The 26,457-nt window shown below is 68.4% G+C and carries 28 protein-coding genes and 1 pseudogene; 6 read left to right on the plus strand and 23 right to left on the minus strand.

The features are described 5' to 3' along the window. Positions 1 to 18: 18 nt before the first annotated feature. Complete coding sequence (locus BST28156_RS13390) at positions 19 to 903, minus strand: LysR substrate-binding domain-containing protein (RefSeq protein WP_060246479.1); 885 nt, start codon at positions 901 to 903, stop codon at positions 19 to 21. Positions 904 to 1,026: 123 nt separating this feature from the next. Here BST28156_RS13390 and hndA point away from each other — a divergent pair, with 123 nt between their 5' ends. Next, positions 1,027 to 1,977 (plus strand): 2-hydroxy-1-naphthoic acid nonoxidative decarboxylase, encoded by a 951-nt coding sequence (hndA, locus tag BST28156_RS13395; protein ID WP_174902412.1) that lies wholly within the window; start codon positions 1,027 to 1,029, stop codon positions 1,975 to 1,977. Positions 1,978 to 2,056: 79 nt separating this feature from the next. Here hndA and BST28156_RS13400 read toward each other — a convergent pair whose 3' ends face one another. The 17 genes and pseudogenes from BST28156_RS13400 to BST28156_RS34745 all read right to left on the minus strand — a co-directional run bounded on the left by BST28156_RS13400 (position 2,057) and on the right by BST28156_RS34745 (position 16,012). Further along, positions 2,057 to 2,959 carry a SphA family protein gene (locus tag BST28156_RS13400; protein ID WP_174902413.1) on the minus strand — a complete coding sequence of 301 codons (903 nt, stop codon included), beginning with the start codon at positions 2,957 to 2,959 and terminating at the stop codon, positions 2,057 to 2,059. Between the two features lie 121 nt (positions 2,960 to 3,080). After that, on the minus strand, positions 3,081 to 3,902 hold the full coding sequence (locus BST28156_RS13405; RefSeq protein ID WP_174902414.1) for an alpha/beta fold hydrolase: 822 nt from the start codon (positions 3,900 to 3,902) through the stop codon (positions 3,081 to 3,083). A gap of 33 nt (positions 3,903 to 3,935) precedes the next feature. Further along, positions 3,936 to 4,133: pseudogene (gene thmT / locus BST28156_RS13410) on the minus strand (2-hydroxymuconate tautomerase); the annotation flags it as partial. Between the two features lie 22 nt (positions 4,134 to 4,155). Then, entirely contained in the window at positions 4,156 to 4,944 is a 789-nt protein-coding gene (gene dmpH, locus BST28156_RS13415; protein WP_060246474.1) for a 2-oxo-3-hexenedioate decarboxylase, read from the minus strand. Further along, the gene (dmpG, locus tag BST28156_RS13420) at positions 4,941 to 5,987 is read right to left on the minus strand and encodes a 4-hydroxy-2-oxovalerate aldolase (protein WP_174902415.1); all 1,047 of its coding nucleotides are present in this window, start codon (positions 5,985 to 5,987) and stop codon (positions 4,941 to 4,943) included. The genes dmpH and dmpG overlap by 4 nt, the downstream gene beginning before the upstream one ends. 55 nt (positions 5,988 to 6,042) lie before the next feature. Next, positions 6,043 to 6,966: an acetaldehyde dehydrogenase (acetylating) gene (locus BST28156_RS13425; RefSeq protein ID WP_174902416.1), complete on the minus strand. Its 924-nt coding sequence runs from the start codon at positions 6,964 to 6,966 to the stop codon at positions 6,043 to 6,045. 40 nt (positions 6,967 to 7,006) lie between these two features. Beyond that, entirely contained in the window at positions 7,007 to 7,789 is a 783-nt protein-coding gene (dmpE, locus tag BST28156_RS13430) for a 2-oxopent-4-enoate hydratase (RefSeq protein ID WP_006413996.1), read from the minus strand. Positions 7,790 to 7,817: 28 nt separating this feature from the next. Continuing rightward, entirely contained in the window at positions 7,818 to 9,329 is a 1,512-nt protein-coding gene (locus tag BST28156_RS13435; RefSeq protein WP_174902417.1) for a 2-hydroxymuconic semialdehyde dehydrogenase, read from the minus strand. Between the two features lie 76 nt (positions 9,330 to 9,405). Further along, on the minus strand, positions 9,406 to 9,855 hold the full coding sequence (locus BST28156_RS13440) for a GlcG/HbpS family heme-binding protein (protein WP_174902418.1): 450 nt from the start codon (positions 9,853 to 9,855) through the stop codon (positions 9,406 to 9,408). A 24-nt stretch (positions 9,856 to 9,879) separates the two neighbouring features. Next, on the minus strand, positions 9,880 to 10,824 hold the full coding sequence (locus tag BST28156_RS13445; protein ID WP_060246469.1) for a catechol 2,3-dioxygenase: 945 nt from the start codon (positions 10,822 to 10,824) through the stop codon (positions 9,880 to 9,882). Positions 10,825 to 10,841: 17 nt separating this feature from the next. Then, on the minus strand, positions 10,842 to 11,198 hold the full coding sequence (locus BST28156_RS13450) for a 2Fe-2S iron-sulfur cluster-binding protein (protein ID WP_060246468.1): 357 nt from the start codon (positions 11,196 to 11,198) through the stop codon (positions 10,842 to 10,844). A 1-nt stretch (position 11,199) separates the two neighbouring features. Further along, on the minus strand, positions 11,200 to 12,264 hold the full coding sequence (locus BST28156_RS13455; RefSeq protein ID WP_060246467.1) for an NADH:ubiquinone reductase (Na(+)-transporting) subunit F: 1,065 nt from the start codon (positions 12,262 to 12,264) through the stop codon (positions 11,200 to 11,202). Between the two features lie 25 nt (positions 12,265 to 12,289). Then, positions 12,290 to 12,646 (minus strand): phenol hydroxylase subunit P4, encoded by a 357-nt coding sequence (locus tag BST28156_RS13460; protein ID WP_060246466.1) that lies wholly within the window; start codon positions 12,644 to 12,646, stop codon positions 12,290 to 12,292. Between the two features lie 69 nt (positions 12,647 to 12,715). Beyond that, positions 12,716 to 14,266 (minus strand): aromatic/alkene/methane monooxygenase hydroxylase/oxygenase subunit alpha, encoded by a 1,551-nt coding sequence (locus BST28156_RS13465; RefSeq protein ID WP_174902419.1) that lies wholly within the window; start codon positions 14,264 to 14,266, stop codon positions 12,716 to 12,718. 38 nt (positions 14,267 to 14,304) lie between these two features. Further along, positions 14,305 to 14,574 (minus strand): MmoB/DmpM family protein, encoded by a 270-nt coding sequence (locus BST28156_RS13470; RefSeq protein ID WP_174902420.1) that lies wholly within the window; start codon positions 14,572 to 14,574, stop codon positions 14,305 to 14,307. Between the two features lie 33 nt (positions 14,575 to 14,607). Further along, positions 14,608 to 15,603, minus strand: coding sequence for a ferritin family protein (locus BST28156_RS13475; protein WP_060246464.1), 996 nt, complete (start codon positions 15,601 to 15,603; stop codon positions 14,608 to 14,610). A 16-nt stretch (positions 15,604 to 15,619) separates the two neighbouring features. Beyond that, a complete protein-coding gene (locus BST28156_RS34745) occupies positions 15,620 to 16,012 on the minus strand; it encodes a phenol hydroxylase subunit (RefSeq protein ID WP_230960599.1) in 393 nt (130 codons plus the stop codon). Between the two features lie 124 nt (positions 16,013 to 16,136). On the opposite strand from BST28156_RS34745, the gene BST28156_RS13485 reads away from it, so the two are divergent. Both BST28156_RS13485 and BST28156_RS13490 read left to right on the plus strand, forming a co-directional pair. Then, positions 16,137 to 17,825 carry a sigma-54-dependent Fis family transcriptional regulator gene (locus BST28156_RS13485; RefSeq protein WP_060246462.1) on the plus strand — a complete coding sequence of 563 codons (1,689 nt, stop codon included), beginning with the start codon at positions 16,137 to 16,139 and terminating at the stop codon, positions 17,823 to 17,825. A gap of 1 nt (position 17,826) precedes the next feature. Beyond that, positions 17,827 to 18,582, plus strand: coding sequence for a GntR family transcriptional regulator (locus tag BST28156_RS13490; RefSeq protein WP_174902421.1), 756 nt, complete (start codon positions 17,827 to 17,829; stop codon positions 18,580 to 18,582). A gap of 24 nt (positions 18,583 to 18,606) precedes the next feature. Here the strand turns inward: BST28156_RS13490 and BST28156_RS13495 are convergent, their stop codons facing one another. Beyond that, positions 18,607 to 19,431 carry a phosphate/phosphite/phosphonate ABC transporter substrate-binding protein gene (locus BST28156_RS13495; protein WP_174902422.1) on the minus strand — a complete coding sequence of 275 codons (825 nt, stop codon included), beginning with the start codon at positions 19,429 to 19,431 and terminating at the stop codon, positions 18,607 to 18,609. A gap of 322 nt (positions 19,432 to 19,753) precedes the next feature. Here BST28156_RS13495 and BST28156_RS13500 point away from each other — a divergent pair, with 322 nt between their 5' ends. Beyond that, positions 19,754 to 20,776, plus strand: coding sequence for a fatty acid desaturase (locus BST28156_RS13500; RefSeq protein ID WP_174902423.1), 1,023 nt, complete (start codon positions 19,754 to 19,756; stop codon positions 20,774 to 20,776). A gap of 34 nt (positions 20,777 to 20,810) precedes the next feature. Here the strand turns inward: BST28156_RS13500 and BST28156_RS13505 are convergent, their stop codons facing one another. Beyond that, positions 20,811 to 21,677 carry a LysR family transcriptional regulator gene (locus BST28156_RS13505; RefSeq protein WP_367651228.1) on the minus strand — a complete coding sequence of 289 codons (867 nt, stop codon included), beginning with the start codon at positions 21,675 to 21,677 and terminating at the stop codon, positions 20,811 to 20,813. Between the two features lie 175 nt (positions 21,678 to 21,852). Between BST28156_RS13505 and BST28156_RS13510 the strand changes: the two genes are divergently transcribed. Next, positions 21,853 to 23,049 (plus strand): benzoate/H(+) symporter BenE family transporter, encoded by a 1,197-nt coding sequence (locus BST28156_RS13510; RefSeq protein WP_174902425.1) that lies wholly within the window; start codon positions 21,853 to 21,855, stop codon positions 23,047 to 23,049. A 54-nt stretch (positions 23,050 to 23,103) separates the two neighbouring features. On the opposite strand, the gene BST28156_RS13515 is transcribed toward BST28156_RS13510, so the two are convergent. Both BST28156_RS13515 and BST28156_RS13520 read right to left on the minus strand, forming a co-directional pair. Beyond that, entirely contained in the window at positions 23,104 to 23,991 is an 888-nt protein-coding gene (locus BST28156_RS13515) for an NmrA family NAD(P)-binding protein (RefSeq protein WP_174902426.1), read from the minus strand. 168 nt (positions 23,992 to 24,159) lie between these two features. Beyond that, the gene (locus BST28156_RS13520; RefSeq protein WP_174902427.1) at positions 24,160 to 25,068 is read right to left on the minus strand and encodes an AraC family transcriptional regulator; all 909 of its coding nucleotides are present in this window, start codon (positions 25,066 to 25,068) and stop codon (positions 24,160 to 24,162) included. Positions 25,069 to 25,254: 186 nt separating this feature from the next. On the opposite strand from BST28156_RS13520, the gene BST28156_RS13525 reads away from it, so the two are divergent. Continuing rightward, positions 25,255 to 25,452: a hypothetical protein gene (locus BST28156_RS13525; protein WP_060246454.1), complete on the plus strand. Its 198-nt coding sequence runs from the start codon at positions 25,255 to 25,257 to the stop codon at positions 25,450 to 25,452. A 20-nt stretch (positions 25,453 to 25,472) separates the two neighbouring features. On the opposite strand, the gene BST28156_RS13530 is transcribed toward BST28156_RS13525, so the two are convergent. After that, positions 25,473 to 26,426: a LysR family transcriptional regulator gene (locus tag BST28156_RS13530; protein WP_174902428.1), complete on the minus strand. Its 954-nt coding sequence runs from the start codon at positions 26,424 to 26,426 to the stop codon at positions 25,473 to 25,475. Between the last annotated feature and the right edge of the window lie 31 nt (positions 26,427 to 26,457).

A 26,457-nucleotide genomic window follows, 5' to 3' on the forward strand; every position in this document is an offset into this window, starting at 1 on the left:
GAGCGCCCGCTGCGGCGCTTACGCGGCGCGCTCGCCCAGCATCGCCAGATACCGCGCCACCGCCCCCCACTCCCCGCCGATCCGGCTCAGCGCGACGAGCTCCGATCGCGGCCCGCCCTTCCCGAGTTTCCGATAGACGACGTTCGGCGCCGCGATCCGGCTCAGCGGCGCCGGCGCGAGCGCCACGCCGAGGCCCGCGCCCGTCAGCGCCAGCACCGACAGCGTGCTGCTCACCTTGTGCGCGACGCGCGGCGCGCGGCCGAGCACCTGCCGCAGGACCGCCAGCTGCCCTTCGTCGTCGCCGTCGGCCGCATAGAGGATGAACGGCTCGTCCATCAGCGCTGCAATCGGCACCGTGCGCCGCTTCGCGAGCGGATGCCGGTCGCTCATCACCACCTGCCACGACCAGCTGCCGACCGTTCGCACCGACAGCTTCGCATCGAAGGCCGTGCCGAACGCCGGGCAATAGCCGATGTCGAGCCGGCCCGCGAGGATCGCGTCCTGCTGCGCGGCAGGCGCCATTTCGTGCAGTTCGAGCGCCACGCCCGGCCAGGCCGCATGAAACGCGATCAGGTCGTCGGACAGCCGTCCCGTCGCGACCGCGTTGCCGACGAAGCCGATCCGCACCAAGCCCGTCTCGCCGCGCGCGGCACGCTGGATCAGCGTCTTCGCGCGCTCGGCCTGCTCGAGCGTGCGCCGCGCCTCGATCACCAGCAGCCGGCCGGCATCCGTCAGCATCACCTTGCGCGTGCTGCGCACGAACAGCGCCGTGCCCAGCTCGTCTTCGAGCGCGCGGATCTGCACGCTGAGCGCGGGCTGCACGATATGCAGCCGCTCCGCCGCACGGCCGAAATGCCCTTCCTCGGCAACCGCGAGGAAGTAGCGCAAGTGTCGAAGATCCATACGCCCGATTGATCACGTAAAACAATCAATCCTGAAATTTAATCTATTGGATCGAAAAATCAACCGCGCGCATGCTGTCGATCGAGCGCTGCAACGCAGCCCGTTTTTCACAGGAGCCGAATCATGACCGACCGTCACCGCATCGATGTTCACCAGCATGTCGTGCCGCCGTTCTGGGCCGACGCACTGCCGGCGCACGGCGGCGATCCGTCCGGCTGGCGCAGCCCGGCCTGGCGCCCGGAAAGCGCGCTGGCCTTCATGGATTCGCTGGAGATCCAGACCGGCGTGCTGTCGCTGACGGCGCCCGGCGTGCAGGGCTGGGGCGGCAGCGCCAAGCGCGACATGGCCCGCCGCATCAACGAATACGCGGCCGGCCTCGTCGTGCAATGGCCGACCCGCTTCGGCAATTTCGCGATGCTGCCGCTGCCCGACGTCGACGGCACGCTGGCCGAGATCGACCACGCGTTCGACGCGCTGAACGCCGACGGCGTCGTGCTGCTCAGCAACTACGGCGGCACGTATCTCGGCGATCCGGCGTTCGAACCCGTGTGGGCCGCGCTCGACCGCCGCCGCGCGGTCGTGTTCATCCACCCGGCGAAGCCCGCGATCGACGTGCTGCCCGGCATGCCCGGCCCGCTGCTCGACTATCCGTTCGACACGACCCGCACGGCGCTGCAACTGGTGCTCAACGGCGTGGTCGCGCGCTACCCGAACGTGCGCATCATCCTGTCGCATGCCGGCGGCTTCCTGCCGTACGCCGCGTACCGTTTCGCCGAACTCGCGCCGGGCGTGCGCGACGACGTGCCGGACCGCGACGGGCTGCTCGACCTGCTGCGCCGGTTCTACTTCGATACCGCGCTGTCGGCGCCGTCCGCGCTGCCCAGCCTCGCCGCGTTCGCCCAGCCCGATCGCGTGCTGTACGGCAGCGATTTCCCGTATGCGCCGGCGTCCGTCGGCACGTCGTTCACCGCTGCGCTGGACGCGTATCCCGCGCCGGACGCCGACCGGCACGCCGCGATCGACCGCACGAACGCGCTGCGGCTGTTCCCGCGTCTCGCCGCACTCGCGCGCTGACGCAACGACGCGACAACGCGCAACGTGACGCCCGCCGCAACGGCGGCGTCACGCATGCCGCGTCAACCACCCGACACCGTCAGAACGGGATGACGGCCTTCGCCCACACCGCCTCGCCCGCCGGCCGGTTGCGCACGAAGAACTCCTTCACGACGCGCGCTTCCACGCTGATCTTGCTGAACTGGTAGCGAAACCCCGGCCCGATCGCGAACGTCTGCCCGCGAAAGCCGTCGCCGCCGACCGGCTGCCCGTTCTGCATGTCGTCCGTCGTCTGCTTGACGAAATAGCCCGACAGCCCGACGCGCGCCTTCGGCGTCACCGCATAGCTCGCCGAATAGTCGACATGGAACAGGTTCCCCGAGTGGTAGTGCGTGTCGTTGTTCGGCGAGTTGAAGCTGTAGGTGATCTTCGCGGACACCTCGACCTTGTCGTTCGGCAGCCACGACACGCCGAATACCGGCCGCGCGGTGTAGTAGTTCTTGCCGGTGTTCAGCGCCGCATGCATGTCGTACTGGCCGGTCGGAAACACGAATTCGATCGCGGCCACCGTGCGCAGCGCGCCCGAGCCCCACGCGATCAGCGCGGGGCTGACGATCAGGTCGCCGAGGTTGGTGCGGTCGAACGATGCGCCGCCCGCATCCAGCGCCAGATGCTCCATCGGCAGCACCGCATACGCGCCGTAGCGCCCGCCGAGCACCGACAGGTTCGACATCCAGACCACGCGCGGAATCAGTACGTCCGCGTCGAGCTTGAACCCCGGCACCGAGCCGTTGCCGTGCGAGTCGTTGAAGCGCGACGCATGGTAGTGCGTGTAGTACAGCAGCCCGTACAGCCCGGCCGGCGGCAGCGCGCCCGCGAAAAACGCCTCCGCGCCCTCGCCGATCGTATCGCCGCCGCCCTCCGTCGCCGATGCGCCGGTGCTCAACGCGATGCCCGCGCACGCGACGAGCGAGACCGCTCCGAATGCAGCCTTTCGTTTCATCGATGTCTCCAATATTCGTTGTACTGAGTGGATTTCTTATGTCGATTCAGACCAAACCTGCTGCGTTGCCGCCGCGCATCGTCGAGTCCGACGCATGGCGGCAACGCGTACTGCCGATGCGCTACTCGTTGAAATGATCGATGACGAGCCGGTTGAAGCGCGCTGCGTGTTCGATCTGCGTCCAGTGCCCGCACCGGCCGAACACATGCAGCTGCGCGTTCGGCAGCAGTTCGAGCAGCTTCTGCGAACTCGCGAGCGGAATCACGCGGTCCTCGCGTCCGTGCACGATCAGCGTGTCGTGCGTCAGCGCGCGCAGCTGCGCCTCGTCGCTCGCGAGTGCATCGACCCAGCGCTGGCGCGGCGCCGGAAACATGTTCGCGAACGCCTCCTGGTAGCCGGGCCGCACGCTCGCCTCGTAGCGCAGCTTCGCAAGCTCGTCGTTCACCAGCGTGCGGTCGAACGCGAACACGTCGAGCAGCGCGCGCATGTTCGCGATCGACGGCGTATAGCCCCACACCGCGTCGAGCCCTTCGGTCAGCGTAAAGCGCGTGCCGGCCGCGCCCATCAGCACCAGTCGGCCGACGCGCGCCGGCGCGCGAATCGCGAGCGCGAGCGCCAGCGCGCCGCCGAACGAATTGCCGATCACGTGCGCGCGCTCGACGCCGAGCGCGTCGAGCAGGCCGAGCGCGTGGTCGACCCAGTTGTCCATCGAATACCGGTAGCCGGCCGGACGTTCGGTCTCGCCGAATCCCGCCATGTCCGGCGCGATCACGCGAAACTGCCGCGCGAGCGCCGGCATCGTCAGCCGCCAGTTCGCATAGGCCGTCACGCCCGGCCCCGAGCCGTGGATCAGCAGCACGGGCGGCCCGTCGCCGACGTCGTGATAGTTCGTGTCGATGCCGCCGGCGACGATCCGGCGGCCGATTTCAGGGTTGATTGACATGACGCTCCCCAGTCGTTTGTCGCGCGGCGCGCATCAGCGCCCGCGCCGCTTCGCGCTCTGCCCGCCGATCCCGAAATGCCCTTTCGGCATCTCGGTGATGATCACGCGCACCGATTCGGCCGGTGCATCGAGCGAGCGATGAATGGCCTCGGTGACCTCGGCGATCAGGCGTTCCTTCCTGTCGTCGTCGCGGCCCTCGAGGATGTACAGATGAGCAATCGGCACGATGGCCTCCCGTTTCGTCGTGTGTCGTTCAGATGAAGCGCAGGCCGATCGAGCCGATGTCCTGCACGCGCAGCGTCACGCTGTCGCCGGCCTCGACCGCCACCGCCTCGGTAATGCCGCCCGACAGGATCAGGCTGCCGGCCGGAATCGACTCGCCGCGCGCGCCGAGATGGTTCGCGAGCATCGCGATCGCGGCGGCCGGATGCCCGAGCACCGCCGCGCCGGCGCCGAACGCGACGGGCAGGCCGTTCTTCTCGAGCACGATGCCGAGCGTGCGCAGGTCGACGCCGTCCACCGCAAGCGGGCGCCCGCCCGCGACGAAGCGCGCGGCCGACGTGTTGTCGGCCACCACGCTCTTCAGGTCGAACTTGAAGTCTCGGTAGCGGCTGTCGATCACCTCGATGCCGGCGACGACGAAGTCGGTCGCGGCCAGCACCGCACCGATATGACAGCCCGGCCCCTTCAGCTCGGCCTTCGTGACGAATGCGATCTCGGGCTCCACCTTCGGATGGATCAGGGCCGACGTGTCGCACTCGCCGCCTTCGGGCAGGTCGTAGACGTCGGTCAGGAAGCCGAACACCGGCGTGTCGACGCCCATCTGGCGCATCTTCGCGTGCGAGGTCAGCCCGGCCTTGTAGCCGACGATCCGCGCGCCGCGCGCGAGCTGCCGCCGGCGGATCGCATCCTGCACCGCATATGCGTCGTCCCAGTCCATCTCCGGATGACGGTCGGTGATCTTGGTCGTGTCGCGCGCGTCGCGCATGCAGTCGTCGAGATGCGCGGCGAGCGCTTCGACGATCTCGGTCGACAGGTTCATGCGGCCTCCTGCTTTGCGTGCGCCGCGCGCGCCTTCGCGAGCGTCAGCGCGGTGTCCTCGATCATGTCCTCCTGGCCGCCGACCATCCCGCGCCGGCCCAGCTCGACGAGGATGTCGCGCGCGGGGATCCCGTACTTGTCGCCCGCGCGCTTCGCGAACAGCAGGAACGAGCCGTATACGCCCGCATAGCCGAGCGTCAGCGCGTCGCGATCGATGCGGATCGGGAAGTCCATCATCGGCACGACGAGGTCCTCGGCGACATCCTGGATCTTCCACACGTCGACGCCGGTCTCGATGCCCATCCGCTCGCAGACCGCGACGAACACCTCGAGCGGCGTATTGCCCGCGCCCGCGCCGAGCCCGGCCGCCGCGCCGTCGATCCGGTTCGCGCCGGCCTCGATCGCGGCGATCGAGTTCGCGACACCCATCGCGAGGTTGTGGTGGCCGTGAAAGCCGAGCTCGGTCTCGGGCCGCAGCGCGTCGCGCACCGCGGCGAGGCGCGCCTTCACGTCGTCGGGCAGCATGTAGCCGGCCGAGTCGGTGATGTAGACGCAGTTCGCGCCGTACGACTCCATCAGCTTCGCCTGCTTCACGAGCCCTTCAGGGCTGTTCATGTGGCTCATCATCAGGAAGCCGACGGTATCCATGTCGAGCTGGCGCGCCATCGCGATGTGCTGCTCCGACACGTCGGCCTCGGTGCAGTGCGTCGCGACGCGGATCGTGTGCACGCCGAGTGCATGCGCCTCCTTCAGGTGATCGACGGTGCCGATGCCGGGCAGCAGCAGCGCCGACACCTTCGCGCGCTCGAGCAGCGGGATCACCGCGCCGAGATAGTCGGCGTCGGTGTGTGCGGGAAAGCCGTAGTTGACCGATGCGCCGCCGAGCCCGTCGCCGTGCGTGACCTCGATCAGCGGCACGCCGGCCGCGTCGAGCCCGGCCGCGATCGAGCGCATCTGGTCGAGCGTCATCTGGTGACGCTTCGGGTGCATGCCGTCACGCAGCGTCATGTCGTGGACGGTGATTCGCCTGCCTTTGAGATTCATTGCCGTTCCTTGTTCGTCCGTGGGTTCGAAATTCGCGGGCGCGCCGCGGCGCGCGTCACGCGGTGGCCGGCGCGGCCGGCGCGAGCACGAGGCGGCCGGCCAGCAGCTCGTCGGCGAACATCTCGGCGGTGCGCGCGGCGGCGGCCGTCATGATGTCGAGGTTGCCCGCGTATTTCGGCAGGTAGTCGCCGAGGCCTTCGACCTCGAGATACACCGACACGCGCCGGCCATCGAACACCGGGCCGTTGACGAGCCGGTAGCCGGGCACGTAGCGCTGTACGTCGGCGATCATCGCGTGCACCGATTCGACGATGCGCGTCTCGTCGGGCGCGTCCTCGGTCAGGCAGTGCACGGTGTCGCGCATGATCAGCGGCGGCTCGGCCGGGTTGATCACGATGATCGCCTTGCCCTGCTTCGCGCCGCCGACCTGCGCGACGGCCGCCGCCGTGGTGCGCGTGAATTCGTCGATGTTGCGGCGCGTGCCGGGGCCGACCGACCTCGACGACACGGTCGCGACGATCTCGCCGTACGCGACCGGCTGCACGCGCGAGATCGCGCGCACCATCGGAATCGTGGCCTGGCCGCCGCAGGTGACCATGTTCACGTTCATCTCGCCGGAGCCGATGTGGTCCTTCAGGTTCACGGGCGGCACGCAGTACGGGCCGATCGCGGCCGGCGTCAGGTCGATCATCAGCACGCCGAGCGCATTCAGCTTGCGGCTGTTCTCGGCATGCACGTACGCGCTCGTCGCGTCGAACGCGATCTGCACGCCGTCGGCCCGCACGTGCGGCAGCAGGCCGTCGACGCCGTCCGCGGTGGTTTTCAGGCCAAGCTCGCGGGCGCGCTTCAGGCCGTCGGAATCGGGATCGATGCCGACCATCCACACGGGTTCGAGCACGGGGCTGCGCATCAGTTTGGCGAGCAGGTCGGTGCCGATATTGCCGGGGCCGATCAGCGCGCAACGGATTTTCCGGGTCATGGGGAAGTCCTTGTTTGCCAGTGAATGAGAACGGCGCCGCTCACGCGAACCGCACCGAGCACGCGCCGATCCCGCCGATCGACACGCGGAAGTTGTCGCCGGGGCCGACCGGCGCCATCGCGGCGAGCGCACCCGACAGGATCACTTCGCCGGCCCGCAGCGCGATGCCGTGGCGGCCGAGCGTGTTGGCGAGCCACGCGACGGCGTTCACCGGCGAGCCGAGCGCCGCCGCGCCCGCGCCCGTGCCGATCACGTCGCCGTTCTTCTCGAGCACCATCCCGCAGGTCGCGAGGTCGACGCTGCGCGTGCTCACCGCCTTGTCGCCGAGCACGAACACGCCGCACGACGCGTTGTCCGCGACGGTGTCGCCGATCCGGATCTTCCAGTCGCGGATCCGCGAATCGACGATCTCGAAGCACGGCATCACGCATTCGGTCGCGGCCAGCACCATCGCGTTCGTCACGCCGGGGCCGAGCAGGTCGCGCTTCAGCACGAACGCGATCTCGCCTTCCGCCTTCGGCTGGATCAGCGTGTCGAGCGCAATGCATTCGCCTTCGCCGTACACCATCCCCGACAGCAAGTAGCCGAAATCGGGCTGGTACACGCCGAGCATGTCCATCACGGCCTTCGACGTGACGCCGATCTTCTTGCCGATGACGGTCTCGCCCGCTTCCGTGCGGCGCTGCACGAAGCGCTGCTGGATCCGGTAGGCGTCGTCGACCGACAGGTCTTCGTGCTGCGACGTCAGCGGCGCGACGGGCGTACGCGACGTCATCGCGTCGTACAGCCGGTCGCCCAGCGTGGTGATCAACGTGGAGTCCATATGAATCTTCCGGTCAGGAGGAAAGGGATCAGAGCTTGATGCAGACGTTGCGCAGTTCCGTATAGAACTCCAGCGAATGCACGCCGCCTTCGCGGCCGATGCCCGATTGCTTCGCGCCGCCGAACGCGGTGCGCAGGTCGCGCAGGAACCAGGAATTGACCCACGCGATGCCGACCTCGATCGACGCGGCAACGCGATGCGCGCGCGACAGGTTCGCGGTCCAGATCGCGGTGGACAGCCCGTATGCATTCGCATTCGCGCGGCCGATCACCTCGGCTTCGGTGTCGAACGGCATCACGAGCGCGCACGGTCCGAAGATCTCGTCGCGCGCGATCGGCGAATCGTCGCCGAGGCCCGTCCAGATCGTCGGCTGCACCCACGCGCCGTCGCGCAGGTCGGCCGGCATGTCGGGCACGCCGCCGCCCGTCACGACGGTCGCGCCGAGCGCGACCGCCTTGCGGTAGTACGACAGCACCTTGTCGCGATGCTCGTGGCTGATCAGCGGCCCGATGCCGGTCGTGTCCGCTTCCGGCCGGCCCGGCCGCAGGCTTTCGGCGCCGGCCTTCAGCGCGGCGACGAAACGCTCGAACAGCGGGCGCTCGACATAGACGCGCTCGGTGCCGAGACAGACCTGCCCCGCGTTCGCGAAGCACGAGCGCAGCGTGCCTTCGACGGCCGCGTCGAAATCGCAGTCCGCAAACACGATCGCCGCGTTCTTGCCGCCCATCTCGAGGCTGACCGGCCGTGCGCCGTCGGCCGCCGCCTTCATGATCGCGGCGCCGGTGCGCGTCTCGCCGGTGAACGTGATCGCGTTCACGCCCGGATGGGTCGTCAGGAATTCGCCGGCCGACGCGGGCCCGAAGCCGTGCACGACGTTGTAGACGCCACGCGGCACGCCCGCCGCGTTCATCACCTCGCCGAGCAGCGCGGCCGTCTGCGGCGTCTCCTCGGACGGCTTCACGACGACCGTGTTGCCGCACGCGAGCGCCGGCCCGACTTTCCACGTCATCAGCAGCAGCGGCAGGTTCCACGGACAGATCACGCCGACCACGCCGACCGGCCGGCGGATCGCATAGTTGAGCGCGCCCGCGCCGTCCGGCGTCGCCATTTCGAAGGTTTCGCCGGGCACGTTCTTCACGACATCGGCGAACACCTTGAAGTTCGCCGCGCCACGCGGGATGTCGATATGGCTGGCGAGGCTCACCGGCTTGCCGGTGTCGGCCACCTCGGCGTCGAGGAAATCGTCGAAGCGGCGGGTGATGCCGTCGGCGACCGCGTACAGCATCTCGACGCGCTGCGCGACGCTCAGGCTGCCCCACGGGCCCGAGAGCGCCGAGCGCGCCGCCTGCACGGCCGCATCGACGTCGGCGCGGCTCGCCTCGGCGACGCGCGCGATCAGCGTGTTGTCGAGCGGCGAGCGCTTGTCGAACCAGCGTTCGCCCGCGCGATAGTCGCCGTCGATGAAATTGCGGACGAGCCGCGGTTCCGGCTGCCCGCCGGCGGGGCCGCGTGTCGCGGCGATCGATTCCGTGTCGTACATGATGTGTCTGCCGATAATCGTGAATCCGTGATCGGGTTCGTTCCCGAGAAAAATGCGTGCGGCGCCCCGTCGTCCGTCACGCGCCGCCGAGGCCCGCCGCGTCGAGGCCCGCGTGCGCGCAGCTTTCGTCCTGCGCCTCGCTGCCGCCCGACACGCCGATACCGCCGATCAGCACGCCGTCCTCGACGATCGGCAGCCCGCCGCCGAACGCGACGAAACGCGCGCGCAGCACGAGCCCCTGCCGCACGGCCTCCGAATGCGCGGCCAGCGCGTCGTGCCACGCACCGGTCGGCAAGCCGAAGCTCGCGGCCGTGTACGCCTTGTCGATCGCGATATCGATCGAATGCAGCGGCGCGCCGGGCATCCTGACGAAGGCGGCGAGCAGGCCGCCCGCGTCGACGACGGCGACGTTCACGTGCACGCCGAGGCGCTCGGCAGCCTGCGCCGCTGCCTGTGCGGCATGCGACGCGGCGGGCCAGTCGATCGCACGCGTGGCGACGCTGTGGGTCGAATCATTGCGAGCCATGACGCTGCGCTCCTGTGCCGGTGATCAGGTGTAGACGGTCGTGAACGCTTCGTTCAGCTCGCCGGAGTGGAAGAAGATGCCGCGCCCGAGTTGCTCCTCGGTCCACGTCGTGACCGGACGGTCGGGCTGCGCGAGATAGCCGAGCCCCGCGAAGGTCTCGTTGCGGTTGCCGCTCGGATCGAAGAAGTAGATCGTGGTGCCGCGCGTGATCCCGTGGCGCGTCGGCGCGACGTCGATCTTCACCTTGTTCTTCGCCATCACGTCGGCCGACTTCAGCACGTCGGCCCAGTCGTCGAGGAAGAACGCGATGTGATGCAGACCGTTGCGCGGGCCGCCGACGAACGCGATGTCGTGCGGCGTCGTGCTGCGGAACATCCAGGTCGCGGCCTGGATCGTGTTGCCCGGGCCGACCATCACCTGCTCGGCGAGGTGGAAGTCGAGGCATTCGGCCATGAAGCGCGTGTTCTCCTCGACGCGGTTCACGCCCGCGTCGGGATCGAGCTCGCACATCAGCAGGCAGTGGTCGAGCCAGTGCACGGCCGAGCCGGGAATGTCGTCGGGCCAGGGATCGGGATTCAGCGAGCCGACCGCGGTGCCGACCAGCTCCTTCTTCGCGAACAGGCGCAGCTCGTGCCCGCTCGGCAGCAGGAACCGCAGCTGGCGGCCCACGCCCGGCAGCGCGCCTTCCGGCAGCATCTCGGTCGCGATCCCGTACGCGTCGATGCGCTGCTGCAGCGCGTCGAGGTCCGCGTCGTGCTCGACCTTGTACGCGGCATGCCGGAGCCCCGCGTGGTCGGACGGCGACAGGATCAGCGAATACTTGTCCCACTCGTCCCAGCATTTCAGGTAGACGTTGCCGGCCGCGTCGCGCATCGTCTCCTGCATGCCGAGCACGCGTACGTAGTGCCGCAGCGCCGCCTCCATGTCCATCACCTTCAGATTGACATGACCAATACGCATCACACCCATGGTGAGTCTCCTCCAGATTACTTTTTGAAAACCGGCGCGCCGGCGCAGGCCGTGCCGCAGAAGAACGGCTTCTTCAGGCGGCCGGCCACCTCCAGTTCGACGTCGCCGTCCGGTGCCACGCGGCATGCAAGCGCATAGCCGTCGTGCTCCTCGTCGGCGCTCACATGCGCGCGGCTGATCGGCCCGAGTTTGCGCACCGCGCCGCGCAGCACGCGCACCTTGCACACGCCGCAGCCGCCGTTCAGACAGCCGACCGGAATGCCGCGCCGGCCGAGCTTCGCCATCCCGGCCAGCAGCGACTCGCCGCTTGCGCACGCATAGCGCTCGTCGGTCTGCGCGATCGTCACCGTCCCGCACAGGCGGCTCGTGTCCATGTCACACCCGACGGAACAGCGGGCTGCGCGTCTGCTGCGCATCGGCCGCCGAGATGAACTTCTCGTGATAGATGTCGCGCTCGAACAGGCGACCCTGCATCAGCGCGGTGATGCACGCGTCGATCATTGCGGGCGGCCCGCACAGGTACGCCTGGTGCCCCGAGAAGTCGCCGCCGAAGTGCGCCTTCGCGACGTCATGCACGAAGCCCTGCGCGATGCCGTCGCCGGCATCGGCCGCGCCTTCCGACAGCGCCGGCACGTACGTGAAGTTCGGATAGCGTTCGGCAAGCGCGCGGAATTCGTCGTGGTAATAAAGCTCCTTCGCGTTGCGCTGCCCGTAGACCAGCGTGATCGGCGCGGTGACGCCGCTCGCGAGCAGGTCCGCGATCATCGAGCGCGGGCTCGACAGGCCCGAGCCGCCCGCCATGAAGATCATCGGCAGCGCGGCCGAGCGGCGCACGAAGAAACGGCCGTACGGGCCCGACAGACGCACGCGGTCGCCGGTCGCGAGCCGCTCGTGCAGGTAGCCGGTGCCGAGGCCGCCCGGCACCTGCCGCACGTTCAGCTCGATCTCGCCGGTAGCCGCGACGTCGGCGGGCGCGTTCGCGATCGAGAACGCGCGGCTCTGCCCGAGACCGGGAATCTCGAGCTGCACGTACTGGCCCGCCTGGAAACGGATCGGCTGCGACAGCTTCAGCCGGATCGACTTGATGGTCGGCGTCAGCTGCTCGATGCGCGTGACGTCGGCCGCGAAATCCTTGACCGGGATGATCTCCGCGTCCGGATCCTCATCGACGTCGGCCTCGATCACGGTATCGGCCTGCAAGGTCGCGCAGCACGCGAGCGCCTTGCCTTCCTCGCGCTCGAAGTCCATCAGCGCGAACGGATTCGCGTCGCCGAGATCGGTCTCGCCGTCCAGCACCGCGACCTTGCAGGTGCCGCACAGCCCGTGACAGCACGCGTGCGGAATGTAGATGCCCTGGCGCAGCGCCGCGTCGAGCATCGTCTGCCCTTCGTCGACCTCGATCGTCACGCCCAGCGGCTCGATGGTAAGTTGGTGGCTCATGATGGTTCGCCCGTCCGTGCGGCGCTCAGAAGCTCGCGCCGCCGAGGCCGTCGAGACCCGGCGTGCGGAAGCTGATCAGGTCCTTGTGCCCGAGGCCGTTGTCGGCCAGGCTCTTCGACGCGTCCGGCGTCCACGGCTTGCCGGACCGGAACCACTCGACGCGATCCCAGTCGATCTTCGCGAAGTCCGGGTGATAGCCGTAGGCGGGCGGCAGCACGTCGCGCGCGAGCGCGCCGAACGGCATGTCCGGCGGCAGCGGCAGGCAGAACGGCGCCGGGAACATCAGGTGGTCTTCCCAGCACACGTACAGCAGCGGCGCGGGGAAATTCCCGACCGCGTCCTTGATCGGGAAGTCGTAGGGTTTGAGTGCGATGACGGCCATGCTTGTCTCCTGTCGGCCGGCGCTCGCGCGTCCGCGCGTGCGCCGGTCTCGTTCGAGGTTGCGTATCGATCAGTTGCGCGTGGCCTGGCCACGCCATGCGGCGAAGTTCTGCTGGTCTTCCGAGCCGTCGAAGTCGAGGTTGTCGCGGCCCATCCCCACCTCGTAGTAGTCGAGCACCGCGGCGAGCGGATCGAAGCCTTCGGCGCTCGGGTCCGTATCGGGCGGGAAGCAGTTGCCCTGGTGGATCTGGTGCACGGGCAGCCACGCCTGCACGTATTTCTGCGGCTCGTGGTCGAAGATTTCCTTGCAGTGGTCGCTGCAGAAATGGAACTTGTTGCCGAGATAGTCCGACTCGCGCGCGCCGATCTTCGTCGGGTTGCCGGGCTCGGTGAACAGCATCGGGATCTGGCAGGTCTGGCACAGCATCGGCAGCGTCTTGATGTAGAAGCGGTTGCCTGCCTTCGCCTGCTCGCCCCAGTAGTCGAAGCGCGGCCGGTAGTAGCGGTCGAACGAGTCCGGATACTTCGCGGACAGCCAGGTCATCTCTTCGTCGGTCGGCACCCACGTATGGAAGGCGGACGCCGCGTTGAACCCGTAGAACGTCGACCATGCCTGGTGGCTGATGTGGTCCTTGCCTTCGCACGCGTCCTGCCAGCCCTTCGGCTCGCGAATGCCGTAGCGCGCGAGATCCTTGAACAGCGCGCCGCCGTTCTGCTCCGCGTACATCTCCCACGATTCGCGCCAGCTCATCACGCGCTTGGGCTGCATGTAGTCCATCATCATCGCGACCAGCGTCAGCAGCCGGTAGCCGCGCCAGAACCACTTGTCGATCCAGCGCTGCACGATCGGCACGTTGTCCGGATCCTGTTCGAGCATGAACTTGATGCATTCGATGCCGAGCGTCATGTGGCGCGACTCGTCGGACTGCGCGGAGAAGCCGAACGTCACGGTCGACATGTCGCCGTTGTACGCAGCGCCCGACATGAACGGCACGAACAGCAGGTTGGTCAGCACGTATTCGAACGAGAAGCTGACCGCGGTCAGGAACTCGAACGGGCCGGCCGAGTACGCATCCTCGAAGAACGACTTCGGCACCGACAGGTACCACACGCGATCGAACCAGTGGTTCGAGTGATGGAAGCCATTGAAGAACTTGTTGTACGTCGACATCGCGTGCGTTTCGGTCTGGTAGTGCCGCAACTCGTCGATCGACTGCATCTGGCACGCAATGCGCGCGCCTTCGCCGGTGAAGTGCCGGCCGACGTGCGCGAAGCCGCGGTGCGCGAGATACTCGAGCGGCGTGACGCCCTGGACGAACAGCTTCAGCGCGTTGATGTAGCGCGCATCGGTCACGCCGAGGAACGCGTTGTTCTGCGTGAACGCGTCGATCACCGCGTACAGCTTCTTTTCCTTCTCGCCCTGGTATTTCCAGTACGCGTCCATCGTCAGGCGGAACGGGTCGACCCACTTGTCCCAGTCGTGAATCTTGATGCCCTCGTAGCGGTCGTACGGGAAGACCTTGTCCATCGGCTGGTAGGTCGTCTCCCAGCCGAGGCCGCGCGTCATCGCCGCGTAGCGGTCCTTCAAGCCGAGCTTTTTCTTGAGCGTTGGCGTGTTCATTCGTGTCTCCGGTATTGTCGGTGCGCGATGCGCGGCGTTCAGTGCGACCAGCTCAGCGTGAACTGGTCGTCGTCCTCGTCGATGTGGCCCGACAGCGTGATCAGGTTCACCTGGATCTGCTGCAGGTCGAAGCGCGCGCCGGTCAGTTCCTCGATCGTGTCGCGGCGGATCGTCAGCCGGTTCGGCGAATCGATCTTCACCATGCCGGGCGATTCGACGACCACCGCGTTCGGGTTGTCCGCGACGATCGCCTCGATGATCGGTCTGGATTCCTCATTGGCCTGAAAGGCGATGAATACGTTGGACATGCGTGTTTCCCCTGTTGAAGGATGGTCGTCGGGTCAGAGCGCGAGGCCGAGCTTGTCGATGCGGGTGCGGAACTGCTCGCCCGCTTCGTCGAGCGCCGCGCCGCCGGCATCGTGCAGCGCGCGTGCCGCCACCGGCGCCAGCGCGTCGGTCGCCCGCGCAGCCCAGTCGCGCGTCCAGCGCGCGAGCAATGCGCGGTTGTCGTCGGATTCGGCGGCCATCGTCTTGACGACCGCATCGACCCAGCGGTTCGACTCCGTGTGCCATTCCGGCATGAACGCGGTCAGCATCGCGACCGCCGAGCCGCCGGCGAGCGCGATCCGTTCGTCGACGAAACGGTCGTAGACGAGCGGATACAGCAGGCCGTCGAGCGCGAGGTTCTGCGCGACGAACAGTTCGATCGGATCGCCGACGACGAACGTATCCTCGACATAGCGGCGCAGCGGCTGCCACGCGGGATCCGTCTGCCACGCGGCTTTCGCCGCGTCGAGCGCGTCGGGCCCGGCCATCGACAGCGCAAGACGCGTCAAATACTGCGCAACGCCGAGGTTGTCCATCGCATGGAACATCGCGGCGCCGGTCAGTGCGGTGCCGTAGCCCAGCGCGCAGATCTGCGCGTTGTTCATGTTCGCGCCCCATGCCGCGTGGCGCAGCGGCACCAGGATGTCGAGCGCGTGCGCGGCGACGTCGTCGGGCATCAAGTCGATCATCCGGCGCGACTCGACGAACTCGAAGTTCGATTCCATCGTGTCCTGCTGGCGCGCGCGGGCGGTCGCCCACGATGCGTAGTAGAACTGGCGCGGGTCCTTCAGCGCATACCAGTTCGCCATCCGGATCGCGGTGCGCGACGCGTCGAAGATCTCGTGATCGGGATCCCAGGTCGGGCGGTAGTGGAAGTTCACCTCGGGCTGCGCGCCCATCATCCCTTCCTGGTAGCGTGTCGCCGTCTTGTCGCCGCCGATCTGCCGCGCCACGTGCGCGAAGGTGTGCCGCAGCGGCTTGATGTCGACTGTCTTCAGCTCGATGGTCACTTCATGCTCCTCAAGGTCATGGGTTCGCTTCGTCGTCCAGCCGCGTCACGCGCTGCTCCCGGCAGAACGCGTCGAACGCGGCAGGAGGCAACGTCAGCTCGACGAACAGCTCCGGTGCGCCGCCGATCGAAAGCTCGAATTCGACGAAGCCGCGGGGGTTGTTGCCCGTTACCCGGACGTACTTGCAACCCGGGTCGAACGGGGAGTGATCGGTTGTCGTTTGATCCATGATCGGTGTCGCCTCCATGCCGCACTTCAATGCAGCATCCGTGCCACGTTCATCGGCCACCGCAAAAAATCTCGATAATTCAGGGAAAGCCCTGACACAAAATTCGGATTCGCGAAGCACAATGCCGGTTAGCCAGAATGGCAACCGGCTCCCGATCGCCGCACCAAACCCTTGATCCATCGGCCTTCTTCATCATTTGAGCAACCCGGCCGCACGCATTTGCTCAAATGATCAAATCGCCGTCCGGGTCGCGCGACCGGCAGCAGGATTCCGAAAAATCACGAGATATCTCGACGGAGACGACATGACGCGGTCCAGCCTGCCCCCTTTGCCGCCGGACGCCGACCTGCGCAAGCTGATCCATTTCTCGGCGAGCGACGGCCGCATCTGGCTCGCCGGTCAGCGGATGGTGCTGCTACACGCCGGCGCGCTGGCCACGCTGCGTCAGGAACTGATGGAGAGCGTCGGGCCGGCGCAGACGCGGCGCTTCTTCACGCGCGTCGGCTTCGCGGCCGGCGAGCGCGACGCGGCGCTCGCGCGCGAGATCCGCAGCGGCGCGTCGCTGTTCGACATGTTCCATGTCGGCCCGCAGCTGCACATGCTCGAAGGCGCGGTGCAGGTCACGCCGCTGCGCTTCGACGCCGATCCGGCGACGGGCGCGTTCCATTGCGAATACCGGTGGGAACATTCGTGGGAAGCCGACGTGCACCTGCGCACCTTCGGCCCGCAGCCCGAGCCGGTGTGCTGGATGCTGATCGGCTATGCGACCGGCTACACGAGCGCGTTCATCGGCCGCCAGATCCTGTTCAAGGAAACGACCTGCGTCGGCATGCACGATCCGCACTGCACGATCGTCGGCAAGCCGGCCGAGGAATGGCCGGATGCCGACGAAATCTCGTCGTGGTTCAAGGCCGACTCGCTGATCAACACGATCCGCGACCTGCAGACCGAGGTCGAATCGCTGCGCCTCGAGATCGCGCCAGACGACGACCGGACCCGGCTCGTCGGCCGCTCCGATGCATTTCGCGCGGCCTATGCGCTGCTGGAGACGGCCGCGCCGACCAAGGTCGCGGTGCTGCTGACGGGCGAAACGGGCGTCGGCAAGGAGCGCTTCGCGCGGGCGCTGCACTGCCTCAGCCCGCGCGCCGCGAAGCCGTTCGTCGCGATCAACTGCGCGGCGATTCCGCATGCGCTGATCGAATCCGAGCTGTTCGGCGCGGAGAAAGGCGCGTTTACCGGCTCGCAGGCCGCGCGCGCCGGGCGTTTCGAACGCGCGGACGGCGGCACGCTGTTCCTCGACGAAATCGGCGAGCTGCCGCTCGACGTGCAGGCGAAGCTGCTGCGCGTCCTGCAGGAAGGCGAGGTCGAGCGGCTCGGCGCGACCGACAGCCGCAAGGTCGACGTGCGCATCGTCGCGGCGACCAACCGCGATCTCGAACAGGCGGTGCGCGACGGCAGCTTCCGCGCCGATCTCTATTACCGGATCAACGTCTACCCGGTGCCGATTCCGCCGCTGCGCGACCGGCAGGACGACATCGCACTGCTCGCCGACGCGATGCTCGCGCGCTTCGCGTCGCTGCACGGCAAGCCCGCGCCGACGCTGACCGACTATGCGTACGACGCGCTGCGCGGCTACCGCTGGCCCGGCAACGTGCGCGAACTGGAGAACCTGATCGAGCGCGCGGTGATCCTGTCGCGGCCCAATCTCGCGGTCGACGCGAAGGACCTGTTCCCCGGCGTCGGGCTGCCGGGCGGCGCCACGGTCGACCGCGCGGGGCAGATTCGCCCGGCGCCCGCGATGACGATCGATTGCGGCAGCCTGCTCGACCAGCTGCAGGGCGGCGGCGGCCTCGACGGGCTCGAACGGGCGCTGCTGCATGAAGCGGTCGACCGCGCGAACGGCAACCTGTCGGCCGCCGCGCGCCTGCTCGGACTGACGCGCGCGCAGCTCAGCTATCGCCTGAACCGCAAGCAGGACCAGGAGGACGCGTGACATGAACACCATCCTGCCCGACCATGCGCCGGCCGATCCGCTGGCCGACGGCACCGCGAGCGCGACCATCCCCGCCGACGACGACGCGAGCGAACCGCATGCGCGCACGCTCAGCGAGCATGCGTACCACCAGCTTCGGCAGCATATCGTCGAAGGACACTACCCGCCGGGCGCGAAACTGCGCGTCGAACATCTGAAGAATGTATACGGCGTCGGCGCGGGCACGCTGCGCGAGGCGCTGACGCGGCTCGTCAGCGATGCGCTGGTGGTCGCCGAAGGGCAGCGCGGATTCCGCGTGACGCCGATGTCGGTCGCCGATCTGGAGGCGATCACGCGGCTGCGCATCCATATCGAGGTCGACGCGCTGCGCGAATCGGTGCGCTGCGGGGATGCCGCGTGGGAGCAGCGCGTGCGGCAAAGCTTCGAGATGCTGTCGGCGTGGGAGCAGCCGGTGTCGATCGCGCACCGGACCGCGTGGGAAGCATGCAACCGGCGCTTTCACGAAGCGCTGATCTCCGCGGCCGCGACGCCGTGGACCTACCTGATCCTGCGCATGCTGTCGCAGCAGAGCGAACGCTACCGGCGCGTGTGCATCGGCCTCGGCGATTCGAAACGCGACGTGCATGCGGAGCACACGTGCCTGTTCGAAGCGGCGATGCGGCGCGCGGACGCGCGCGCGGCGCTCGCGCTCGAAGACCATATCGGCACGACGCTCGCGGTCGTGCGAAACGCGCCGCCCGGTGCGCTGCCGTTTTAGACGGCACACCGCGGCGCCCGACGCTCAGGCCAGTTCCGGATAGCCGTGCGCGGCGGCTGCGTGCGCGAACTGCGCGATCGCGTCGTAGTCGCCCGGCGCAAGCCGTTCGAAGCCGCGCAGCCGCAGCGCCCGGGCGCGCGCCGCATCGGCCTCGACCGCGCGGTCGAGCGCGTCGCGCAGCGCGGCCGCCTGCGCATCGTCGAGCGCGCGCGAAGCGATCAACGGCAGCCCCGGCGCGGGCGCCGTCGTGTCGATCACGCGAATCCCGTCCAGCAGCGCCGGCAGCGCATCGCGCACGTACGCGAACGTCACGCAGTCGATCGCCGCGCAGTCGGCGTCGCCGGCGCCGATCGCGCGCAGCACGTTCAGATGCGAGCCGAACGGCGTGACCGAGCCGAAGAACCGACCGTCGTGCGCATGCGGCGCGACCGCATGCCGAAGCGCATTCATGCCGCTGTGCGAATCGTCGCCGTTGTAGCCGGCGCGCAGCCCGCGACACGCGGCCAGCGTCGTCGCGCCGCCCGCATGCACGCGCGCCGACACGACCAGCATGCTGCGATAGCGCGCGCCGTCGCAGCCTTGCGCGTCGAACGCCGGCGTCGCGATCAGGTGCACGTCGTCGCGCAGGCCGAGCATCCGGTACGGAAAACCGCAGGTCTGCGACAGCAGCAGGTCGCGGCGCCGCCACAACGCGGGCAGGTCGCCGAACGGCTCGTCGAGCAGCGTGAAGTCGGCCGGCCCGCCCGCGCGCGCGAACGCATCGAGCGCGTCGCGCAGCAGCGCCCGCCACAGCGCGGCGTGGCGCGGCGTCACGTTGTACATCGGCAGTCCGGCGATCCATGAGCTCATGCGCGCATTCTACGCATCCGCCCGTGCGCGGTGGAAGCCCGTGCGATCCCGCATCCGGCCGCCCCGCGGCACGGTCGCCACGACGGCCCGGAAGCTTATCCAAGCCGCACCGATAAGCAAATGCGAATCGATTGGTTGGCCCCGCAACGCAATCCGGTTACGTTCGAGTGCCGGTTTCGTCGTCGCGGCAGACCCGGACGAACCGATCGACCGCCATCGGCGATGGGCGCGGTTCGCCGGCGCCGCCCACGCCGGACAGCTCAACCGCGTGTGTCCCCGCCTCGAAGGGGGGACGCCGCCCGCTCCACTTCGCATCAGCACCATGGCCGAATACTTCGACGTCGACCACGCGCGCGCGATCGCCACGCTCGACGCCCGCTTCACCGCCCGCACCGAATGGCCGACCTGGCTGCTGATCGTCGCGATCTACGGCGGCTGGCTCGCGGTGCTGCTGCTCGTGCGCGCGGAACGCCTGTCGCTCGCGGCCGCGACGCCGCCGCTGATCCTGCTCGGCGCGTGGCATCTGTCGCTGCAGCACGAACTGCTGCACGGCCACCCGACGCGTTCAGCGCGCATCAACAAGCTGCTCGGCTATCCGCCGCTGACGGTCTGGTATCCGTACACGCTGTATCGCGACACGCATCTCGACCACCACCGCGACGAAGACTTGACCGTGCCGGGCGTCGATCCCGAAACGAACTACGTGTCGCGCGCCCGCTGGGCGCAACTGCCGCGCTGGCGCCGCGCGCTGTCGGCCGCGCGCAAGACCTTCGTCGGGCGGCTGGTCGTCGGGCCGCCGACGAGCATCGCCGCGATGTTCGCCGCGGCGTTCGTCGAATTCCGGCGCGGCGAGCTGCGCTACCTGCCGATGTGGGCGGCGCATGCCGCATGCGTCGTCGCGCTGCTCGCGGCGCTGCAAACGGCAATCGGCTTGCCGTGGTGGTACTACCTGCTCGTGGTCACGTGGCCCGCGCATTCGATCGCGATGATCCGCTCGCTGTACGAGCATCGCGCCGCGCCGCATCCGAAGGCGCGCATCGCAATCAACGAGGCCGGCTTCGCGATGCGGCTGCTGTACCTGAACAACAACTACCACCTCGTCCATCACGATCTGCCGAAGCTGCCGTGGTACGACCTGCCGCGCGCCTACCGGATGCGGCGCGACGCGTATGCGCGCAAATGCGGCGGCTTCGTGATCCGCGGCTATCGCGAACTGCTCGCGCGTCATGCGTGGACGCCGACCGACACGCCCGTGCATCCGTTCGATCGCGGCACCGCATCGCTGTCGACAGGCAGCGGCGTGCAGGTTGCCGTCGTCGACGGGTATCCGCAGATCAGTACGTAGGCAGGGCAAGCGCGGCGCCGAGCGCACGCGTGCGCTATGCAAGCCCGGCTACCCAGTCGATGAACACCCTGAGCCGCGGCGACAGATGCCCGCGATGCGGATACAGCACCGACAACGGCAGCGGCGGCGGGCGCACGCGCGTGAGAATTTCCGTCAGCGTGCCACGCTGCAGCTGTCCGACGACGTGATAGCGCGGCACCTGCACGATGCCGAGCCCCGCCTCGCACGCGGCGACATACGCGTCGCCGTTGTTGACCGACACCGACGCCGGCAATTCCCGCGTTTCCACGCGCCCGTCGACGCCGAATGCGAGCGGCACGCGCTTGCCGCTCGACGCCGACACGTAAGCGACTTCCCGATGCTTCGCGAGCGCCGCGAGATTGCGCGGCCGGCCGTGCGCGGCCAGATAGCCGGGACTCGCGCAGGTGACCTGTTCGAGCAGGCCGACGCGGCGTGCCACGAGCGACGAATCGGTCAGCTCGCCGATCCGCACGACGCAGTCGACGCTCTCGCGCGCCAGGTCGACGCGGCGATCGCCGATGCTGATGTCGAGCGTGACCTGCGGATAGCGCGCGAAGAAGTCGGGCAGCGCCGGAATCACGACCAGGCGTGCGAACGAACTGGCGAGATCGATCTTCAGCGCGCCCTGCGGATGCCGCGCCGCATGCGAGAACGACGCCTCGGCCTCGTCGATGCCGTCGAGGATGTCGACGCAGCGCTGGTAGTACGCGGCGCCGTCGAGCGTCGGGCTCACGTGCCGCGTCGTGCGCACCAGCAGCCGCGCGCCGAGATGCGCTTCGAGCTGCTTCATGATCTGCGTCGCAGACGCGCGCTGCATGCCGAGCTGCTGCGCGGCGCGCGTGAAGCTGCCTGAATCGACGATGCAGGTAAAGAGCCGCATGGCCGTCAATCTGTCCATCTCGCCGCCCGAACTGTTTACGAAAAATAAACAGTGTTGATATTCGGCGAAGAATTGTCAATTCCGCCCGCTATGCCCAGAATGACGGCACCCCCGGGCATGTGCCAAGCTCCCCCGGATCCGACCCCGGGCCGCGCGCCCCCAACTCCCGACGACGATGCATCCGAATACTCCGACCGGCGCCGCGCGCGCGATCGGCACCGACTGGTCCGTTTCCGCGATTACCGCCGGCTTTCTCGCGGTACTGATTTCATATGCGGGCCCGCTCGCGATCTTCTTCCAGGCCGCGCAGGCCGCCCACGCGTCCGACGCGATGGTCGCGTCGTGGGTCTGGGCGATCTCGATCGGCGCGGGCGTGTCGGGGCTGTTCGCGAGCTGGAAACTGAAGGTGCCGGTCGTGACCGCGTGGTCGGCGCCCGGCACCGCGCTGCTGGTCGGCCTGTTTCCGCAGCTGACGCTGAACCAGGCCGTCGGCGCATACATCACGGCCGCGCTGATCATCCTGGTGATCGGCGTCACCGGCTATTTCGACCGGCTGGTGCGCCATATTCCGCGCGGCATCGCGTGCGGGATGATGGCCGGCATCCTGCTGCCGTTCGGCACGCGTGCGTTTTCGGCGGCGTCGGAACAGCCGGTGCTCGCGTTCGGGATGATCGCCGCCTATGTGATCTTCAAGCGCCTGCTGCCGCGCTACAGCATCGTGCTCGTGCTGCTGACGGGCGCCGCGCTCGCGACGCTGCTCGGGATGACGCATCTCGACAACGTATCGGCACGCATCGCGCGGCCGATCTTCATCGCGCCCGAATGGACGCTCGGCACGACGCTCAGCCTCGCGCTGCCGCTCGTCGTCGTCAGCCTCACGGGCCAGTTCCTGCCGGGCATGACGATCCTGCGCGTGTCCGGCTATCACACGCCGGCGCGCCCGATCATCACCGCGACCAGCGTGATGTCGCTCGTCGTCGCCTGCTTCGGCGGAATCACGATCGTCGTCGCGGCGATCACCGCCGCGCTCTGCACCGGCAAGGACGCGCACGAGGATCCGGCGCGCCGGTACATCGCAGGCATCGCGAACGGCGTGATCTACCTGATCGGCGGGCTGTTCGCGGGCACCATCGTCGCGGTGTTCTTCGCGCTGCCTAAGGCGTTCGTCGCGATCCTCGCCGGGCTGGCGCTGATCGGCGCGATCGGCGCGAACGTGCACGGGATCTTCGAGGACGAGAACCATCGAGAAGCCTCGGTAATCACGTTCCTCGCGACCGCGTCGGGGATGACGTGGCTCGGTCTCGGCTCCGCGTTCTGGGGGATCGTGATCGGTTCGCTGTCGTATGCGGTGTTGAACAAGGTAAGGCGCTAGGTTCGACGCGCGGCGCGTGCGTGATCGTGTGCACCGCGCATCGCGCCGTTTCGCTTATCGCGTGTGCTCGCGCATCAGTTGCGCCAGTGCATCCGCCAGTGTCGTCGTGCCGTAAAGCCGCTCCGACACACCGTCCTCGACGTCGATCTGCCCCGCGTTGTGCACGTCGTACAGATCGACGACCAGTTGCGCATGGCGCGCGCTCAGCCCCGCGCGCAGCAGCGTCGCCGTCCAGGCGTCGCGCGGCAGTGCGTGCGCGGCGATGTCCCGGCCGGCCACCGCGCCGAGCGTCAGCGCGATCTCGCTCGCGCTGACGCGCCGCGGGCCTTCGATACTGACGATGCGCGGCCCGCGGCTGCCCTCCGGACGGTCCAGCAGCAGCCGCGCCGCGACGACGCCCACATCGGGCGCCCAGACTGCGGGAAAAGCCTTGTCGACCGGATGATGGAGACTCGGCAGCATGCCGGTCGCCAGCGCTACCGGCGCGACTCTCGCCCAGTTCTGCAGATGCTCGGCCGAGCGCAGCAGCGTCAAATGCGTCGGAATGGCCTTCAGGCGTTCCTCGAGCAGATGGAACAGGCTCGTGATGCCGGTATTGCCGTCGCGCTCCGCGCCGTAGTCCGACAGGCCGAGCAGCACGGCGGGCGGATGCGCGGCGAGCGCCGCGGTCGCGACGTCGATCATGCGCGACATCGTCGCGGCAGGATCGTCGTCGGCGACCGGAACCGGGCACAGCATCTGTACCGCGTGCGCGCCGTCGAGCGCCGAGGCGACCGACCGCTGGTCCGTCAGGTCTGCGATCGCCACTTCGCAGCCCAGTTGCGCGAAGCGCTCGCGATGACGCGCGTCGCGCAGCACCGCGCGCACCGGATGGCCTGCGCGACGCAGGGTCGTTACCGTCGACAGGCCGGCGTTGCCGGATGCACCGAAGATCACGAACACGATCCACTCCTGTTGGATGGGGGTGACGTGATTGTCGGCAGGCGCGGCGCGGATGGCGCGCACGAACGGATGAACCGGACAGGAAAGGATCAGCGGTTTGCGGGCGCGCCCGACATGCAGCGCGCCGATTCCGGCTGGTGAAGAAGGCGAGGTCGCGAAGCGCAACGCCTATGCGTCGCCGTCCCTGTCAACGACCAGCCGCAGCCCCGCCCGCACGCCCGAGCGCGCGATCTCGGCCGGCGTCGCGCCGAGCAGGCGATTCATCCAGTTCGCCATATGGCTCTGATGCGCGAACCCTGCTTCGAGCGCGACCTGGCTGATGCTGAGCCGCCCTTCGAGCAACAGCGTCTTCGCGCGTTCGACGCGGCGCTGCACGACATACTGGTGCACCGGCACGCCGAGCGTTTCGCGAAACAGCACCTTGAAATGCGGGACGCTGATCGACACGAGCGCCGCGAGTTCCGCGAGCGTGAGCCGCCGGTCGAGGTTCGACTCGACATAATCGAGCACGCGCGCGGCCGTCTTCGGCGCGAGCGAACGCCGCCGCTCGCGGAACGCCGGTGCGCTGTCGGCCAGCCGCGCGACCAGCGCCGTGCACAGGCTCTCCGCATACAGCGGGTCCGACGCATCGTCCGCTTCGAGCTCGGCGGCGATCGCCCACGCGATGTGCTGCAGGCGCGGATCGCGCACCTGCAGCCGGCGCCGGATCTGCGCCTGCGACGGCTTCAGTTCGAGGTGCTCGAAGGTCCGGCGCACGAACGCATCGCTGAGCATGATGTGCAGGATCCGGCAGTCGGCGCTGTCGGTCCAGCGGCCCGGCAGGCCGGCCGGAATCACGTCGACGTCGCCGTGCGCCTGGATGCGCGACACGCGCTCGCCGTCGCACACGCAATCCGCACGGACGGGCCCGCCGACATGCACGCCGATGCGGTGATGCTCGGCCGCCGGAATCCGGTAGGTGCCGGCGCGGATGTCGAGCAGCGCCGCGCCGAAGCCGTGCCAGCCGAGCCCGCGGCTGGAGCGCAGGCTGACCGGGACGCCGTTGTCCGGCGGCGCGGCGAGAATCGCATCGCTCATCGCACGTTCTCCTCGAGCAGATCGGATGTCGAACGGGCATTGTGACGCGTTTTCCGGCGGCGTGCCGGCCATGGGCGGCCCGGACAGAAAAAGATCATCCGTTTCTGCTCTGGCCGATCCTTGCATGAGCGCCGGCGGCCGTCGCGACGCCTACGATCGCCTCATCCGACACCGACGGAGACCGTCATGCCCCATTACTGCCCGTCGCGCGCGGCGTTCGCCGTCCCGCGTTCTTCCGGCGCGGCCGCGCCCCGGCCAGCCTCCCGCATTCGCGGCATCCGGTCCGCCGTCGCCGAATGGTGCCTCCGCGCGGTCGGCTGGCATCGGCTCGAACGGCTGCTCGCGTCGATTCCGGACAGCAACGACGATTTCGGGATCGGCTGAGCGGGCGCATCCCGCTGCGCCTACTTGCGCCGCCGCTCGTGCGGCGCCGACGTCGCGCCGTCGATCACCGGCGCGCCCTGCTTGATCAGGAAATCGCGAAACAACCCGGTCACCTGCGAGATCCGCCGATCGGCGAGCGTGACCACATACCATTCGCGCTCGATCGGGTTGCCCGGAAACGGCAACTGCCCGAGCAGCCCCGTCCGCAATTCGAGCGCACACGCGTGCAGCGACAGGAACGCGACGCCGAGCCCCGCTTCGGCCATCTGCTTGATTGCCTCGTTGCTCGACAGTTCGGAACCCACATGAAACCGGTAGCCGGCCGACTTGAACAGGCTCTCGACCGTCGAGCGCGTGCCTGCGCCGCGTTCGCGCACGAGCAGGTGCGCGGATTCGAGATCCCTCAGCGCGACGCGCTTGCGCTGCATCAGCGGATGACCGGGCGCCGCGACGAACACCATCGGGTGCTTTGCGAACTCGACCGCATGCGTGCGCAGTTCCTTCGGCGGGCTGCCCATCACCGCGAGATCGATTTCATGCGTCGCGAGCATGCGGATGATGTCGTCGCGATTGCCGACCTTGAAGTACGTCTTCACGTGCGGACGCGTCGCGGTGAATTTCACGAGCAGCGGCGGGATCAGGTATTCGGCCGTCGTGATCGCGCCGATCCGCAGCGTGCCGCCGAGATCGCCGGTCAGCGCCGCGACCTCGTCGCCGGCCTCGCTCCACAGATGCAGGATCTCGCGCGCATAGCGCGCGACGATCTCGCCGGCCGCGGTCAGCTGCACGCCGCGCCCCACCCGCTGCAATAACGCGGCGCCGACCGCCTGCTCCAGCAGGCGCACCTGCAGCGACACCGCGGGCTGCGTCAGGTTCAGCTCCTCGGCCGCCCGCGATACGCTGCCGACGCGCGCGATCATGTCCAGCGCCTTCAGCTGCCGGAATGTCGCGGTCTTTCCTATAAGTGAATACATATGAGTCGCTTATAAACATTAAATTGTTCGC

It is taken from the genome of Burkholderia pseudomultivorans (assembly GCF_902499075.1).
Classification (GTDB): domain Bacteria; phylum Pseudomonadota; class Gammaproteobacteria; order Burkholderiales; family Burkholderiaceae; genus Burkholderia; species Burkholderia pseudomultivorans.